General features: G+C 70.2%; 15 protein-coding genes, 1 tRNA gene and 1 pseudogene. 4 read left to right on the forward strand and 13 right to left on the reverse strand.

The features are described from left to right. Window positions 1–115: 115 nt before the first annotated feature. Window positions 116–898, forward strand: a complete 783-nt coding sequence (locus ACIQAK_RS24795) for a response regulator transcription factor (RefSeq protein ID WP_366391854.1) — start codon at window positions 116–118, stop codon at window positions 896–898. On the opposite strand, the gene ACIQAK_RS24800 is transcribed toward ACIQAK_RS24795, so the two are convergent. Further along, window positions 857–1,354, reverse strand: a complete 498-nt coding sequence (locus ACIQAK_RS24800) for a MarR family transcriptional regulator (protein WP_366391855.1) — start codon at window positions 1,352–1,354, stop codon at window positions 857–859. The two genes, ACIQAK_RS24795 and ACIQAK_RS24800, sit on opposite strands and share 42 nt — an antisense overlap. An 89-nt stretch (window positions 1,355–1,443) precedes the next feature. On the opposite strand from ACIQAK_RS24800, the gene ACIQAK_RS24805 reads away from it, so the two are divergent. Beyond that, window positions 1,444–2,262 carry a trans-aconitate 2-methyltransferase gene (locus ACIQAK_RS24805; RefSeq protein ID WP_366391856.1) on the forward strand — a complete coding sequence of 273 codons (819 nt, stop codon included), beginning with the start codon at window positions 1,444–1,446 and terminating at the stop codon, window positions 2,260–2,262. Window positions 2,263–2,281: 19 nt separating this feature from the next. Here the strand turns inward: ACIQAK_RS24805 and ACIQAK_RS24810 are convergent, their stop codons facing one another. The 3 genes from ACIQAK_RS24810 to ACIQAK_RS24820 all read right to left on the reverse strand — a co-directional run bounded on the left by ACIQAK_RS24810 (window position 2,282) and on the right by ACIQAK_RS24820 (window position 4,647). Beyond that, a complete protein-coding gene (locus ACIQAK_RS24810; protein ID WP_366391947.1) occupies window positions 2,282–2,884 on the reverse strand; it encodes a Uma2 family endonuclease in 603 nt (200 codons plus the stop codon). Between the two features lie 102 nt (window positions 2,885–2,986). Next, a complete protein-coding gene (locus tag ACIQAK_RS24815; protein ID WP_366391857.1) occupies window positions 2,987–3,667 on the reverse strand; it encodes a TetR/AcrR family transcriptional regulator in 681 nt (226 codons plus the stop codon). After that, entirely contained in the window at window positions 3,664–4,647 is a 984-nt protein-coding gene (locus ACIQAK_RS24820) for a fatty acid desaturase (protein WP_366391858.1), read from the reverse strand. The genes ACIQAK_RS24815 and ACIQAK_RS24820 overlap by 4 nt, the downstream gene beginning before the upstream one ends. A 392-nt stretch (window positions 4,648–5,039) precedes the next feature. Between ACIQAK_RS24820 and ppc the strand changes: the two genes are divergently transcribed. After that, complete coding sequence (gene ppc / locus ACIQAK_RS24825) at window positions 5,040–7,769, forward strand: phosphoenolpyruvate carboxylase (RefSeq protein ID WP_366391859.1); 2,730 nt, start codon at window positions 5,040–5,042, stop codon at window positions 7,767–7,769. 31 nt (window positions 7,770–7,800) lie between these two features. On the opposite strand, the gene ACIQAK_RS24830 is transcribed toward ppc, so the two are convergent. The 7 genes and pseudogenes from ACIQAK_RS24830 to ACIQAK_RS24860 form a co-directional block, all read right to left on the reverse strand. Next, the gene (locus ACIQAK_RS24830; RefSeq protein ID WP_366391860.1) at window positions 7,801–8,271 is read right to left on the reverse strand and encodes a hypothetical protein; all 471 of its coding nucleotides are present in this window, start codon (window positions 8,269–8,271) and stop codon (window positions 7,801–7,803) included. Window positions 8,272–8,550: 279 nt separating this feature from the next. Next, on the reverse strand, window positions 8,551–9,144 hold the full coding sequence (pth, locus tag ACIQAK_RS24835) for an aminoacyl-tRNA hydrolase (protein WP_366391861.1): 594 nt from the start codon (window positions 9,142–9,144) through the stop codon (window positions 8,551–8,553). A 173-nt stretch (window positions 9,145–9,317) separates the two neighbouring features. Then, window positions 9,318–9,908: a 50S ribosomal protein L25/general stress protein Ctc gene (locus ACIQAK_RS24840; protein WP_366391862.1), complete on the reverse strand. Its 591-nt coding sequence runs from the start codon at window positions 9,906–9,908 to the stop codon at window positions 9,318–9,320. A 243-nt stretch (window positions 9,909–10,151) separates the two neighbouring features. Then, window positions 10,152–11,129, reverse strand: coding sequence for a ribose-phosphate diphosphokinase (locus ACIQAK_RS24845; protein ID WP_366391863.1), 978 nt, complete (start codon window positions 11,127–11,129; stop codon window positions 10,152–10,154). A 119-nt stretch (window positions 11,130–11,248) separates the two neighbouring features. Continuing rightward, window positions 11,249–12,697: a bifunctional UDP-N-acetylglucosamine diphosphorylase/glucosamine-1-phosphate N-acetyltransferase GlmU gene (glmU, locus tag ACIQAK_RS24850; RefSeq protein ID WP_366391864.1), complete on the reverse strand. Its 1,449-nt coding sequence runs from the start codon at window positions 12,695–12,697 to the stop codon at window positions 11,249–11,251. Between the two features lie 108 nt (window positions 12,698–12,805). Beyond that, window positions 12,806–12,876, reverse strand: a tRNA-Gln gene (locus ACIQAK_RS24855). A 16-nt stretch (window positions 12,877–12,892) separates the two neighbouring features. Next, a pseudogene (locus ACIQAK_RS24860) lies at window positions 12,893–13,106 on the reverse strand (hypothetical protein); the annotation flags it as partial. Between the two features lie 261 nt (window positions 13,107–13,367). Here ACIQAK_RS24860 and ACIQAK_RS24865 point away from each other — a divergent pair. After that, a complete protein-coding gene (locus tag ACIQAK_RS24865; protein ID WP_366391865.1) occupies window positions 13,368–14,699 on the forward strand; it encodes a histidine kinase in 1,332 nt (443 codons plus the stop codon). Window positions 14,700–14,746: 47 nt separating this feature from the next. Here the strand turns inward: ACIQAK_RS24865 and ACIQAK_RS24870 are convergent, their stop codons facing one another. Together ACIQAK_RS24870 and ACIQAK_RS24875 are read right to left on the reverse strand one after the other, a co-directional pair. Continuing rightward, complete coding sequence (locus tag ACIQAK_RS24870) at window positions 14,747–15,277, reverse strand: SUKH-3 domain-containing protein (RefSeq protein WP_366391866.1); 531 nt, start codon at window positions 15,275–15,277, stop codon at window positions 14,747–14,749. A gap of 10 nt (window positions 15,278–15,287) precedes the next feature. Next, window positions 15,288–15,902 (reverse strand): YwqJ-related putative deaminase, encoded by a 615-nt coding sequence (locus tag ACIQAK_RS24875; RefSeq protein WP_366391867.1) that lies wholly within the window; start codon window positions 15,900–15,902, stop codon window positions 15,288–15,290. Window positions 15,903–16,054: the final 152 nt, after the last annotated feature.

A 16,054-nucleotide genomic window follows, 5' to 3' on the forward strand; every position in this document is an offset into this window, starting at 1 on the left:
CGCATACGACGGCGGTCGGAGCACCACGGGCCACCCGGAAGGCAGGCCACGGGCCGGCCGGAAGTTCCGGACGCCGTACCCGCAGCTGTCCGCCCCCGCTGATGGGGGTCTCTCTGTGGCTCGGATCCGGGTTCTGGTGGTCGACGACCACCGCATCTTCGCCGAATCGCTCGCGGCGGCCCTCGCGGCCGAACCGGACGTGGACGTGGCGGCGGCGGGCAGCGGCCCGGCCGCGCTGCGCGCACTGGAGCGCGCGGCCGCCGAGGCACGCCCGTACGACGTGATGCTGGTCGACGCCGAGCTGGGGGCCCTGGCCACCGGCGGCGTCCCGGCGCTCCCCGTGCCCCGGCAGGAGGAGGGCACCCTGGTCGACGGCATCTCGCTGGTCGCCGGGGTCCGCGCGGCCCGTCCCGCCGTCCGCTCGGTGGTGCTCGCGGAGCGGGACGACCCCCGGTGCGCCGCCCGCGCGCTCCAGGCAGGGGCCTCGGGGTGGGTGGCGAAGGACTGCTCGCTCCAGCGGCTGCTCACCGTGATCCGAGGCGTGCTGCGCGACGAGACGCATCTGCCTCCCGCGCTGCTGACCGGTGTCCTGCGGGAGCTGACCGCGACCCGTAAGCACCGCACCGAGAGCGAGCAGCTGGTGGAGTCCCTGACGCCGCGCGAGCGGGAGGTGCTGCGCTGCATGGTGGCGGGGCTCGGCCGGAAGGCGGTCGCGGAGCGGCTGTTCCTCTCCCCGCACACGGTCCGCACGCACATGCAGAACGTCCTGGGCAAGCTCGGGGTGCACTCGACGCTCGCGGCCGTGGCGCTCGCCCGGCGGGCGGGGGTCGGCCCGGCGGAGCCCGTGACGGTCCGGCTAGCCGGGGATGTTGTCGAACGGGGCAGTCAACTGGCGTAGCAGATCGGCCAGTTCACCGCGCTGACAACGGGAGAGCTCACCGAGGATGGCGCGTTCCTGGTCGAGCAGCCCGGCCAGCGACTGGTCGGCCTTGTCACGCCCCTCGGCGGTCAGCCGGACGAGGACCCCGCGCCGGTCGCTGGGGTCGGGCAGCCGCTCGACGAGGTTCTTCTTGGTCAGCCGGTCGATGCGGTTGGTCATCGTGCCCGAGGTGACCAGGGTCTGGGTGAGCAGCTGCCCCGGGGAGAGCTGGTACGGGGCGCCGGCCCGGCGCAGCGAGGTGAGCACGTCGAACTCCCAGGGCTCCAGATTGTGCTCGGCGAACGCTATCCGGCGGGCCCGGTCGAGGTGGCGTGCCAGGCGGGAGACGCGACTGAGCACCTCGAGTGGTTCCACGTCGAGGTCGGGGCGCTCGCGGCGCCATGCAGCGACCAGTCGGTCGACCTCGTCCTCCATGTGGATCAGTGTAGAGGGTCTGTCGACATGAAGTCTCTTGAATTCAAGTGTCTTGACATCAAGAGATTCTGCGCGTGATCCTGTTTCCCATGACACCCACGACGCCCACGACCGAACCCACCTGGGATCCGCGGCAGTACCTGCGCCACGCGGACCACCGCACCCGTCCCTTCCACGACCTCCTGGCCCGGATCGGCGACCTCCCCGGCCACCCCGCACCCCGCGTCGCCGACCTCGGCTGCGGCGCCGGCAACGTCACCGCCCTCCTCGCCGACCGCTGGCCCACCGCCCGGATCACCGGCTACGACACCTCACCGCAGATGCTCGCCGAAGCCGCCGCCCACGCCCGCCCGCCCCTGCTCGACTTCGCGGAGGCCGACGCGGCGACCTGGGCGCCCACCGAGACGTACGGCCTGATCGTCTCCACCTCCGCGCTCCAGTGGATCCCCGGCCACGCCGCGTACTTCCCCCGGTGGCTCGACGCCCTGGCCCCCGGCGGCACCCTCGCCTTCCAGGTCCCCGGCAACTTCACCGCCCCCAGCCACCGGCTCCTCGCCCAGCTGAGGGAGTCCGACCGCTGGCGCCCCCGCCTCCACTCCACCGGCGACCGCGCAGCCTCGGTCCTGGAGCCCACCGACTACCTCACCCGCCTGCGGGACCTGGGCTGCACGGCGGACGTCTGGGAGACCACCTACCTCCAGACCCTGCACGGCGAAGACGCTGTCCTCGACTGGGTCAAGGGCACCGCCCTGCGCCCCGTCCTCACCGCCCTGGCGGACGACCCCGAGGCCAGCGACGCGTTCGTCACCGAATACCGCGACCTGCTCCGCGAGGCGTACCCGCCGGGCCCCTACGGCACGGTCTTCCCGTTCCGCCGCATCTTCGCCATCGCCCGCAAGGGGACGTGACGACTGCCGCCACCCGCGGCTACAGCTCCTTGAGCGCGTCCGCCGAGATGTCGATGTCCACGGGGAAGGGCACCCCGGTCTTCAGCCGGTCGTGGTGGATGCCGGTCAGGGCGTACGCCTTCGTCACCGGGTCCAGCTCGTAGACCCGCACCACGGGGTGCTGGTCGGTGCCGGTCATCTCCACCAGCCAGAAGTGCGGGATGCCGGCGGTCGCGTACTTGTGCGGCTTGGCCTCACGGTCGCGGGCCTCGGAGTCGGGGGAGACGACCTCGACGGCGAGGAGGACATCGGCAGCCTTGAAGTGCGTCTGCTCAAGGCTGGCGGCGGCGGAAGCCTTGACGATGGACACATCGGGTTCCGGACCGTTGCGCTGGTCCAGAACCACCGTCATCTCGCGCTCCACCTTCACATCGGCCGGAGCGATACTGCGTAGGCCATTCACCAACAGGTCGATCGTCTTTTGGTGAAAGCGTCGCTGCGGACTCACGAAAACCAGGCTCCCGTCGATGAGCTCTGTGTGCGGCGGGAGATCGGGCAGCGTGAACAGATCGTCCACGGTGTATCCGTCCTGCGGGGGCACCGGCCAGCGGGAGCTGTGCGCGGTGGTCGGCTCGGCGGTCATGGTTCCTCCCATGGACGAATCCTCTGCCCTCCCGACCACACTACGGCGGGACATCCGCACGCGTCATCACAACGGGTGACGATGTGCGGAAGGGTTACGCGATCAGCTCTTCCGGTGCCCTATCAGCCGCGGCTTCGACTCCAGGTTCTCCAGCCCGTGCCAGCACAGATTGACCAGGTGCGCCGCGACCTCCGCCTTCTTCGGCTTGCGGACGTCCAGCCACCACTGGCCGGTCAGCGCCACCATCCCCACCAGCGCCTGCGCGTACAGCGGGGCCAGCTTCGGGTCGAAGCCGCGGGCCTTGAACTCCAGGCCCAGGATGTCCTCCACCTGTGTGGCGATATCGCTGATCAGGGAAGCGAACGTGCCCGTCGACTGCGCCACCGGGGAGTCCCGGACCAGGATCCGGAACCCGTCCGTGTACGACTCGATGTAGTCCAGCAGCGCGAACGCCGCCTGCTCCAGCAGCTCCCTCGGATGCCCCGCCGTGAGCGCCCCCGTCACCATGTCCAGCAGCTGGCGCATCTCGCGGTCGACGACCACCGCGTACAGGCCCTCCTTGCCACCGAAGTGCTCGTACACCACCGGCTTGGAGACCCCGGCGCGGGCCGCGATCTCCTCCACCGACGTGCCCTCGAACCCCTTGTCGGCGAAGAGGGCGCGGCCGATGTCCAGCAGCTGCTCACGGCGCTCCTTGCCGGTCATCCGGACCCGCCGGGCCCGCCGGGAGGAGGTCGGTCTGCTCTTCTCGCTGCTGGAGTCGGTCGCCACGTCGTCAATCATGCCGGGTCGGCCGGTACGGACGTGCGCCGGGAGTCGATACGCGCGGCGTCCGGCCACCGCACGTCGGACGCCCAGCCCAGCTTCTCGAACCAGCGGATCAGCCGGGCACTGGAGTCGATCTGCCCCCGCATCACCCCGTGCCGCGCACTCGTCGGGTCCGCGTGGTGCAGGTTGTGCCACGACTCGCCGCACGACAGCACCGCCAGCCACCACACGTTCCCCGAACGGTCACGCGACTTGAACGGACGCTTGCCGACCGCGTGGCAGATCGAGTTGATCGACCACGTCACGTGGTGCAGCAGCGCGACCCGTACCAGCGAACCCCAGAAGAAGGCCGTCGCCGCACCCCACCACGACATCGTCACCAGACCGCCCACCAGCGGCGGGATCGTCAGCGAGACGATCGTGAAGGAGAGGAAGTGGCGCGAGATCCCCCGGATCGCCGGGTCCTTGATCAGATCGGGGGCGTACTTCTGCTGCGGAGTCTGCTCCTCGTCGAACATCCAGGCGATGTGCGCCCACCACAGCCCCTTCATCAGGGCCGGCAGGGTCTCCCCGAACCGCCACGGCGAATGCGGGTCACCCTCCGCGTCCGAGAACCGGTGGTGCTTGCGGTGATCGGCCACCCACCGCACCAGGGGCCCCTCCACCGCCAGCGAACCCATCACGGCCAGCGCGATACGCAGCGGACGCTTCGCCTTGAACGAACCATGCGTGAAGTACCGGTGGAAACCGATCGTGATGCCATGGCAGCCGATGAAGTACATCGCCACCAGCAGCCCCACATCGAGCCAGCTCACCCCCCATCCCCACGCCAACGGCACCGCCGCCAGCAGGGCCACGAACGGCACCACGATGAACGCCAGCAGCGCGAACTGCTCGATCGACCTCTTCTTGTCCCCGCCGAGCGTGCCGGGCGGAAGAGCGGAGGTGGCGGTGGACGGGCCGGTCTCGTCGATCACATCGGGCGTGGACGGCATAGGGGAGTCCCCCGGAGGGTGAGGAAGCAGTACTCGGACGGCCGTGGCTACGGTTCCGTAACCTACGGCTTGGTAAGTATGACAGTGACGGGCCCCACAACACGAGAACCCGGTCCAGCCCGTCACCCGCGGTACCCCGGACCTCCCGCCGGGTAGGGCACCCATGCCGACGGTGTTCGCCCGCCCCCGCCAGGGCTGCGGACACGCCGAAGGCGACGACACCTATCCTGGAAGGGTCGGACAGCGCGGTCCGCACCCGCTCGTCGGGGCGTGGCAACAGCACCGCTGCCTGCCGCAGGGCCCCCCACCCCGCCACGCGCCTCCCACCGCAACCGTCGCCGGGAGACGCCGAAGCGACGCACCTCCTCATTCACTGCAAGGAGCCGCACACTGTGAGCAGTGCCGACCAGACCCCCGCCGCCAGCCCCGAGCTGCGCGCCGACATCCGCCGCCTCGGCGACCTCCTCGGCGAAACCCTCGTACGCCAGGAAGGCCAGGAACTCCTCGACCTCGTCGAGCGGGTACGCGCCCTGACCCGCACCGACGGCGAAGCGGCGGCCGCACTCCTCGGCGACACCGACCTGGAGACCGCCGCCCAGCTCGTACGCGCCTTCTCCACCTACTTCCACCTCGCCAACGTCACCGAGCAGGTCCACCGCGCCCACGAGATGCGCGACCGCCGCGCCGCCGAGGGCGGGCTGCTGGCCCGCACCGCCGACCGGCTCAAGGACGCCGACCCCGAACACCTGCGCGCCACCGTCAAGAACCTGAACGTCCGGCCCGTCTTCACCGCCCACCCCACCGAAGCCGCCCGCCGCTCGGTCCTCAACAAGCTCCGCCGCATCGCCGAGCTGCTGGAGACCCCGGTCATCGAGGCCGACCGCCGCCGCCACGACCTCCGGCTCGCCGAGAACATCGACCTCATCTGGCAGACCGACGAACTCCGCGTCGTCCGCCCGGAGCCCGCCGACGAAGCCCGCAACGCCATCTACTACCTCGACGAGCTGCACACCGGCGCGGTGGGCGACGTCCTCGAAGACCTCGCCGCCGAACTGGAGCGCGTCGGCGTCGAACTGCCCGCCGGCACCCGCCCCCTGACCTTCGGCACCTGGATCGGCGGCGACCGCGACGGCAACCCCAACGTGACGCCCGCCGTCACCTGGGACGTCCTGATCCTCCAGCACGAGCACGGCATCACCGACGCCCTCGAACTCATCGACTACCTGCGCGGCCTGCTCTCCAACTCCATCCGCTACACCGGAGCCACCGACGAGCTCCTCACCTCCCTCCAGGCCGACCTGGAACGCCTCCCCGAGATCAGCCCCCGCTACAAGCGGCTGAACGCCGAGGAGCCCTACCGCCTCAAGGCCACCTGCATCCGGCAGAAGCTCGTCAACACCCGCGAGCGCCTCGCCAAGGGCACCCCCCACCGCCCCGGCTGCGACTACCTCGGCACCTCCGAACTCCTCGCCGACCTGGCCCTCATCCAGACCTCCCTGCGCGAACACCGCGGCGGCCTCTTCGCCGACGGCCGCATGGACCGCACCATCCGCACGCTGGCCGCCTTCGGCCTCCAGCTCGCCACCATGGACGTACGCGAACACGCCGACGCCCACCACCACGCACTCGGCCAGCTCTTCGACCGCCTCGGCGAGGAGTCCTGGCGCTACGCCGACATGCCCCGCGACTACCGGCAGAAGCTCCTCGCCAAGGAACTCCGCTCCCGCCGGCCCCTCGCCCCCACCCCCGCCCCGCTCGACGCGGACGGCGAGAAGACCCTCGGCGTCTTCCACACCATCAAGGAAGCCTTCGAACGCTTCGGCCCCGAAGTCATCGAGTCCTACATCATCTCCATGTGCCAGGGCGCCGACGACGTCTTCGCCGCCGCCGTCCTCGCCCGCGAGGCCGGACTCCTCGACCTCCACGCCGGCTGGGCCAAGATCGGCATCGTCCCCCTCCTGGAGACCACCGACGAGCTCAAGGCCGCCGACGTCATCCTCGACGCCATGCTCGCCGACCCCTCCTACCGCCGCCTCGTATCCCTGCGCGGAGACGTCCAGGAGGTCATGCTCGGCTACAGCGACTCCTCCAAGTTCGGCGGCATCACCACCTCCCAGTGGGAGATCCACCGCGCCCAGCGCCGGCTGCGCGACGTCGCCCACCGCTACGGCGTACGCCTGCGCCTCTTCCACGGCCGCGGCGGCACCGTCGGGCGCGGCGGCGGCCCCTCCCACGACGCGATCCTCGCCCAGCCCTGGGGAACCCTGGAGGGCGAGATCAAGGTGACCGAGCAGGGCGAGGTCATCTCCGACAAGTACCTCATCCCCGCCCTCGCCCGCGAGAACCTGGAACTGACCGTCGCGGCCACCCTCCAGGCATCCGCCCTGCACACCGCACCCCGCCAGTCCGACGAAGCGCTCGCCCGCTGGGACGCGGCCATGGACACCGTCTCCGACGCCGCCCACAGCGCCTACCGCAAGCTCGTCGAGGACCCCGACCTGCCCGCGTACTTCCTCGCCTCCACCCCCGTGGACCAGCTCGCCGACCTGCACCTGGGCTCGCGGCCCTCCCGCCGCCCCGGCTCGGGCGTCTCCCTCGACGGCCTGCGGGCCATCCCGTGGGTCTTCGGCTGGACCCAGTCACGGCAGATCGTGCCCGGCTGGTACGGCGTCGGCTCCGGCCTCAAGGCCCTGCGCGAAGCCGGACTCGACACCGTCCTCGACGAGATGCACGAGCACTGGCACTTCTTCCGGAACTTCCTCTCCAACGTGGAGATGACGCTCGCCAAGACCGACCTGCGCATCGCCCGGCACTACGTCGACACACTCGTCCCCGACGAACTCAAGCACGTCTTCGACGCCATCGAGGCCGAGCACGCGCTGACCGTCCGGGAAGTCCTCAAGGTCACCGGCTCCACCGAACTGCTCGGCACCAGCCCGGTGCTCCAGCAGACCTTCGCCATCCGCGACGCCTACCTGGACCCGATCTCCTACCTCCAGGTCTCCCTGCTGGCCCGCCAGCGCCAGGCAGCCGAACGCGGCGAAGACCCCGACCCGCTCCTCGCCCGCGCCCTGCTGCTCACCGTCAACGGCGTCGCGGCAGGCCTGCGCAACACCGGCTGACCGTACGCACGCCTCGAACGGGGCGGCCCTGCTACAGCGCGACGAACGTCGCCACCAGCAGGGCCGCCCCCGCCGTACCGACGCCCCACGCCGTACGCGGCATCCGCAGCCCGCCGCCGATCACCAAAGCGGCCAGCACCATCGCCCCGCCCAGCGGAATCCAGGCATGCAGAAAGCCCGGCACCCCCGTGCGGACCACCACATCGGTACCGGGCTTCACGACCACCGGAAAACGGTCCCCCTTCGCCGCGGCGACCGACCTCTCCACCGTCACCCGCGCCCGCGCCGCCGACGTCGCATCCGGCTCGTACCGGCCGGTGCAGGTCTCCGCACCGCACTCCGTCACCGTCAGCATGCCGTGCTCACGCCCCTTGGCCAGGACCACATGGTGCGCGGCACCCCACGACGACCACACCCCCGCGACCAGCAGCACCAGGGCGACCAGCCCCATGGCGGTCCGCCGGCCCACGAGCGCCGCACGCTGGGAAGAGCTCCGTTTCATGGGGGCAGATCCTTGGCCAGAGCACAGCCCCCGGTCAACCTGTGGCCGAAAAACGCCCCACGAGGGACAGAAATGTCAGGAGTCGCACGCGGCGGCAAAGGGGAGCAGGCCCCGGTCAGAAGGTGCACGCGGCGGCAAGGGGGAGCAGGCCCCGGTCAGGAGTTGCACGCGGCGGCAAAGGGGAACAGACCCCGGTCAGAAGGTGCTGCACGCGGCGCCAAAGAGGAACAGACCCTGGTCAGAAGGTGCACGCGGCGGCCAAGGCGAACAGGCCCCCGCTCACGAGTTGTACGCGCTCTGCGCCCGCTCCAACCCCTCCGCCAGCAGACACTCCACCGCATCCGCCGCCCGGTCCACCAGGAACGCCAGCTCCTTGCGCTCCACCGACCCGAAATCCTTCAGCACGAAATCCGCGACCTGCATCCGCCCCGGCGGCCGCCCGATCCCGAACCGCACCCGGTGATAGTCCGGCCCCATCGACTTCGTCATCGACTTCAGCCCGTTGTGCCCGTTGTCCCCGCCACCCAGCTTCAGCCGCAACATCCCGAAATCGATGTCCAGCTCGTCATGGAGCGCCACGACATGATCCAACGGCACCTTGTAGAAGTCCCGCAACGCCGTCACCGGACCGCCCGAAAGATTCATGTACGACATCGGCTTCGCCAGAACCACCCGCCGGCTCCCCGGACCCGGCGGACCGATCCGCCCCTCCACCACCTGCGCCTGCGCCTTCTGCGCCCGCTTGAACTTCCCGCCGATCCGCGTCGCCAGCAGATCGGCCACCATGAACCCGACGTTGTGCCGGTTCGCCGCGTACTCGGGGCAGGGATTGCCGAGGCCCACGATGAGCCAGGGGTCGGTGGCGTCGGACATCAGCGCTCGGTCTCCTCGTACGGGGGGATGGCAGGCGAACGGGGCGGTGGCTCCCCCGGAAGGGAACCACCACCCCGTCAGTCAAGCAGTGGAACAGGTCGAGCAGGTGGAACAGGTCGAGCCGGCCGACCAGGTCGAGTCGGCCGACCAGGCGAAATGGTGAGCGGCGAGGCTCAGGCCTCGGTGCTCTCGGTCTCGGCGGCCTCGCCCTCGGACGGCTCCTCGGCCTGCGCGGCGACGACCTGGATCACGATGGCGTCCTCGTCACCGGCGAGCACGGAACCCTTGGGCAGCGGGATGTCCTTGGCGACGATCGAGTCACCGGCGTCCAGGCCCTCGACGGAGACCGTCACGGACTCGGGAATGTGGGTGGCCTCGGCCTCGACGAGCAGCGTGTTCTGCACGAACTCCAGCAGGTTGGCACCCGGCGCCAGGTCGCCCTCGGCGTGCACCGCGATCTCGACGTTGACCTTCTCGCCGCGCTTCACGGTCAGCAGGTCGACGTGCTCGATCGTGCCCTTGAGGGGGTGACGCTGCACGGCCTTCGGGATGACCAGCGTGTCCTTGCCGTCGATCTCCAGACCGATCAGCACGTTGGCCGTACGCAGCGCCAGCAGCAGCTCGTGACCCGGCAGCGTGATGTGGACCGAATCGGCACCGTGGCCGTAGACGACCGCGGGGACCAGGTTGGCGCGGCGGATGCGACGGGCAGCGCCCTTGCCGAACTCGGTACGGACCTCGGTGGCGAGCTTGATCTCAGCCATGGTTGCACTCCTCGTCAGGTGGGTGAGCCGTCAGGTGACGGAACTCGAACGGTCACCCGGCCCACGACAGGCCTGCTACGAAGAGCGCGTCGATAACGGACCGCCGTACACACAGGTACGGCCTCCCTCGCCGAGCAACTCGCTGAGTCTACCCGGCGGGGAGGCCGCACCCCAAAATGGATCAACAGGACGCCGGTCAGCAGGTGATCGTTCCTGCTGTCAGCCCCGCTGTCACCCGCACTCTCAGCCCTGCTCCTCGAAGAGGCTCGTCACCGAACCGTCCTCGAACACCTCACGCACCGCACGCGCGATCGTCGGCGCGATCGACAACACCGTGATCTTGTCCAGCTCCAGCTCACCCGGGGTCGGCAGCGTGTCCGTGAACACGAACTCGCTCACCTTCGAGTTCTTCAGCCGATCCGCCGCCGGACCCGACAGCACACCGTGCGTCGCCGTCACGATGACGTCCTCCGCACCGTGCGCGAACAGCGCCTCCGCCGCCGCGCAGATCGTGCCACCCGTGTCGATCATGTCGTCGACCAGCACACAGACCCGGCCCTCGACGTTACCCACGACCTCGTGGACCGAGACCTGGTTCGGCACGTCCTTGTCGCGGCGCTTGTGCACGATCGCCAGCGGCGCGTCCAGCCGGTCGCACCAGCGGTCGGCGACCCGCACCCGGCCCGCGTCCGGCGACACGATCGTCAGCTTCGAGCGGTCGACCTTCGCACCCACGTAGTCCGCCAGGATCGGCAGCGCGAACAGGTGGTCCACCGGACCGTCGAAGAAGCCCTGGATCTGGTCCGTGTGCAGATCGACCGTGAGAATCCGGTCCGCACCCGCCGTCTTCATCAGGTCCGCCACCAGACGCGCGGAGATCGGCTCACGGCCACGGTGCTTCTTGTCCTGACGGGCATACCCGTAGAACGGCACGATCACCGTGATGGAGCGGGCCGACGCGCGCTTCAGCGCGTCCAGCATGATCAACTGCTCCATGATCCACTTGTTGATCGGAGCCGTGTGGCTCTGGATCAGGAAGCAGTCCGCGCCACGTGCCGACTCCTGGAACCGCACATAGATCTCACCGTTGGCGAAATCGAAGGCCTTCGTCGGCACGAGACCGACACCCAGCTTATGTGCGACCTCCTCGGCCAGCTCGGGGTGGGCGCGGCCGGAGAAGAGCATCAGCTTCTTCTCGCCGGTCGTCTTGATCCCGGTCACAGCACAGTCTCCTCAGACGTGTATCTGGCGCTGCACGCATAGGTCCCGATGTGCAACGAGCCAGCCGAAATGGGTGAGCATCTATCACGGTACGCCGTCACCGGCGCACCTGTTTCCGGTCAGCTTTGCCGGTCAGGCTCCTGCGACGATGCCTGAGCGGCCTGGGCGGCGGCGCTGCCCGGACGCTTCCGGGCCACCCAACCCTCGATATTCCGCTGCTGGCCCCGCGCCACGGCGAGCGAACCGGCCGGCACGTCCTTCGTGATGACCGACCCGGCGGCGGTGTAGACCCCGTCCCCGACCGTGACCGGTGCCACAAACATATTGTCCGAACCGGTACGGCAGTGGGAACCGATCGTCGTGTGGTGCTTGCCCACCCCGTCGTAGTTCACGAAGACGCTGGCAGCACCGATGTTGGTGTGATCACCGATCGTCGCGTCACCGACGTAACTCAGGTGCGGGACCTTCGTCCCCTCCCCGATCGTCGCGTTCTTCATCTCCACGTACGTACCGGCCTTGGACTTCGTCCCCAGCCGCGTCCCCGGCCGCAGATACGCGTACGGCCCCACCGACGCCCCCGGTCCGATCTCCGCCGAGTCCGTCACCGAGTTGTCCACCCGGGCCCCGGCCCCCACCACGGTGTCCTTGAGCCGCGAGTTCGGCCCCACCTCGCTGTCCTCCGCGAGATGGGTGGTCCCCAGGAGCTGCGTCCCCGGATGCACGACCGCGTCACGCTCGTACGTCACCGTCGCGTCGATCAGCGTCGACCCCGGGTCCACCACCGTCACGCCCGCGAGCATCGCCCGCTCCAGCAGCCGCTCGTTCAGCAACCGGCGCGCCTGCGCCAGCTGCAACCGGTTGTTGATGCCGAGGATCTCCCGGTGGTCACCCGCCACGGACGCCCCGACCCGGTGCCCCGCCTCACGCAGGATGGAGAGCACATCGGTGAGGTACTCCTCGCCCTGGCTGTTGTCGGTGCGCACCTTGCCCAGCGCGTCGGCCAGGAGCGACCCGTCGAAAGCGAACACCCCGGAGTTGATCTCCAGGATCGCCCGCTGCTCGTCGGTTGCGTCCTTGTGCTCGACGATCTCGGTGACCGCACCGGAGGCGGGGTCGCGCACGATGCGCCCGTACCCGGTGGAGTCCGGCACCTCGGCGCTCAGCACGGTGACCGCGTTGGCGTCGGCGGCGTGGGTGGCGGCGAGCGCGCCGAGCGTCTCGCCGGACAGCAGCGGAGTGTCGCCGCAGACGACGATCACGGTGCCCTCGACGGACCCGCCGAGCTCTTCGAGCCCCATGCGGACGGCGTGCCCGGTCCCGTTCTGCTCGGCCTGGAAGGCGGTGCGCACGGGGGCGTCACCGGCGTTCAGGTGGGCGGTGACCTGCTCACTGGCGTGGCCGACGACCACGACGAGGTGCTGGGGGTCCAGCTCACGGGCGGCGGCGACGACATGTCCGACGAGCGAGCGCCCGGAGATCTCGTGCAGGACCTTGGGGGTCTTCGACTTCATGCGGGTGCCCTCACCCGCTGCGAGGACGACGACGGCTGCCGGGCTGGTTGCGCTCACGGATGTGCCCTTCGGCTTCGGGTGGTGGTCATCCGCAGGATACCGGGGGTGTTTCGGCGGGGAATGGGGGCGGGCCCCGACCGGTGTGGTCGGGGCCCGCGTGCGCTGCTCCCGGGGAAGGACTCGAACCCTCATGATCAGATCCAAAATCTGACGTCTTGCCCTTAGACGACCCGGGATGGGCGTTATGTCCGATCACTTGATCGGCTCTTTTGCAGCACCCACTATGCCGCACCAGGAGCCCTCGATGCGACGGTACAGCTCGGCGCTTTTCAGGACACGTACCGCGAGGCAGCCTCGGTAGTTCTCCCCGATTGTTCTTCCGGTTCGTCTTCGGGGTGTGTTTCTTGAGTGACGCGTTTCCGAAAGCCGAAGGTTCGGCGCCGGTGAGCGTGGCCCAGAACTGCTTCAGGCGGTCCCTGATCTGCCGGACGCTGAGCCCTTCCCGGCGCAGCGCCACCGCCTGCGCGCGCAGGCCCTCGAAGTCGGCGTACCTGCTGGTCGTTTCCGTCATACGACGATGCTCGTCCGGAACGCGGACGTCCGGATCGAAAACGCGGTCGATTCGCTATTTCAGGCGATCGGTGTGCGTTTCGTGCACGTTCGAACGCGGAACGTGCGGTTGGCGGTCCCCGGAAAAGGGGATGCGCTCGCCCGTAGGCTGGATGCCATGACCGCAACGGGGGCAGACCGGGAGGCGGCGGGATCGACCACCCGCGGCTACTGGTGGTGGGAGCGGCGGCGCGGTGTCGCCCTGGACGTGGGACTGGCGCTGGTATCGGCGTTGGAGTGTGGCCTGGAGGGGGTGGAGTTCGCCCGGAACATCGGCGTGCCGGTGCCGGCGGGCGTGGTGTTCGGGTTGCTGGCGGGTTCGGTGCTGCTGGTGCGCCGGCGGTGGCCGATCGCCGTGGTGCTGGTGACGATCGCGGTGACGCCGGCCGAGATGGGCTTCTTGATGGCTCTGGTGGGCCTGTACACGCTGGCGGCGTCCGAGGTGCCGCGCCGGATCACCGTGGTCCTGGCGGGGATGGCGCTGGTGGGGACGTTCATCGTCACCTATGTGCGGCTGCGGCAGAGCGTGGCCGAGCAGGCGGATTTTGGTCCGGGGGACTGGTATGTGCCCTTGATGTCCGTGTTCATGGCGGTGGGGCTGACGGCGCCCTCCGTGCTGTTCGGCCTCTACATAGGGGCGCGGCGCCGGCTGATGGAGAGCCTGCGGGAGCGGGCGGACTCGCTGGAGCGGGAGCTGTCGCTGCTGGCGGACCGGGCGGAGGAGCGGGCCGAGTGGGCGCGTACGGAGGAGCGGACCCGGATCGCGCGGGAGATGCATGACGTGGTGGCCCACCGGGTGAGCCTGATGGTGGTCCACGCCGCGGCGCTCCAGGCCGTCGCCCCGAAGGACCCGGCGAAGGCGGTGCGGAACGCGGCGCTGGTGGGGGACATGGGCCGGCAGGCGCTGACGGAGTTGCGGGAGATGCTCGGGGTGCTGCGCAGCGGGGACGCGGTGGTCGCGCCGACGGCTGGGGGCGGGGGTGCGGTGCCGCTGGCGGTGGTGGGGCAGGCGGCTGCGGCGGCCGCGGCGGCGGCGTCGGAGGACGGGCCTCGGCTGAGTGAGCTGGAGGCGTTGGTGGCGCAGTCGCGGCAGGCGGGGATGGTGGTGGAGCTGTCGGTGGCCGGTGAGTTGCGTCCGTACGCGCCCGAGGTCGAGCAGACGGCGTTCCGGGTGGTGCAGGAGGCTCTGACGAACGTGCACAAGCATGCGGCGGGGGCGAAGACGTGGGTGCGGCTGGCGCACCGGGGTTCCGAGGTCGCCATGCAGGTGGAGAACGGTCCTTCGGACGCGGCGGTGGCGGATGCGGGGCTGCCGAGCGGGGGGAACGGGCTGGTGGGGATGCGGGAGCGGGTGCTGGGGCTGGGGGGTGTGTTCGTGTCCGGCCCTACGGACGCGGGCGGGTTCCGGGTGTCGGCGGTGCTGCCGGACGCCTCCGGCCCACCCGGCTGACCGGGCCCGTCGGCTGACCCAGGACGGGGGCCTGACCCGGTCCCGGCTCAGGCCCCCGTCAGGCGCGCCGGTTGCGTGCCCGTGACCAGGGTGGCCAGGGCCTCGTCGATGCCCTGGCCGAGGAACCAGTCCCCGGTGTGGTCGATGCTGTAGACGCGCCCCTCGGTGTCGATCGCCAGGACCGCCTGCTCCGCGCCCTCCGCTCCCAGCGGGGCGACCTCCGTCTCCAGGGCCCGGCTGAGGTCGCCCAGCGTCCGGGCGAGGTGCAGCCCGTGCAGCGGGTCGATGTGGACGGCCGCGGGCGCGATGTGCCGGCCCGGTGCGGACGCGGTGATGTGGAGGGCCCCGAATTCCGCCCAGGCCTCCACCGCGGCCGGGAAGACCGCGTGCCGGTGCCCGGCGGGTGAGGTGTGGGCGCGCAGGGCGTCGGCCCACTCCTCGGCCTGCCGGATGTCCCACCGCCCGGGCTGCCAGCCCGCTGCGCGCAGGGCGGCGTCGACGGCGACGGGGAAGCGGGTGGAGCTGTGCTGCCGGGGGAGGTTCGGATGGTGCGGGCGGTGCGGGAGTTGGTCGTGCATCGGTGGGCGCTCAGCCCTTCTCGGCGGTGGTCGCGGCGCCGGTGGTGGTGAGGTCGACGGGGCGTACGCCGAAGTGGGAGAGGAGCGCCGAACAGGATCGGCACGGTGGTGCGTAGCTGCCGTGGAGCGGGTCGCCGTCCTCGCGGATGCGGCGGGCGGTGATCCGGGAGTGTTTGAGCGCGCGGCGGGCTTCCCCGTTGGACAGGGGTTTTCGCTGGGCGCGTTTGGATCGGCCGCTCTCGGCGGCGGTGAGTTGCCGGGAGAGCAGTATGGCTTCGGGGCAGCGGCCGGTGAAGCGTTCGCGCTGGCCGCTGGTGAGGGTGTCGAGGAAGTCCTGCACGAGTGGGTGCAGTACCGGCGGCTGATCCCCTTTGCCGGCGGTGCAGGTGAGGGTTTCGCCCCGGACGGACAGTGCGGCGGCCACGGCGGGGAGGATCCCGTCGCGGCGGTGGAGCAGGTGAGGTGTGCGGCTGGTCTCGGTGCTGCTCCAGTTGAGTCGCGGGTCTCCTGATGTGCCGGACGTGCCGGACGTGCCGAACGTGTTGGATGTGCCGGATGTGCCGGATGTGCCGGCCGTGCCGGATGTGCCGGCCGTGCCGGATGTAACGGTTTGTGCCGTATGCATGGTGCTGTCGTCCCTCCCTGCAATCCCCCGAGTTGCGGGGACAGCCTGCCAAATGTGCAGGGTGGTGGGGAAGCTGGGGCGGGGAAACGTGTCTGCGTGTCGCCCGAAGGTGCGAGACCGTCGCCTCACCGTCACCCGAATGTGACCGTTCG

Source organism: Streptomyces sp. NPDC088706 (genome assembly GCF_044752765.1).
Classification (GTDB): domain Bacteria; phylum Actinomycetota; class Actinomycetes; order Streptomycetales; family Streptomycetaceae; genus Streptomyces.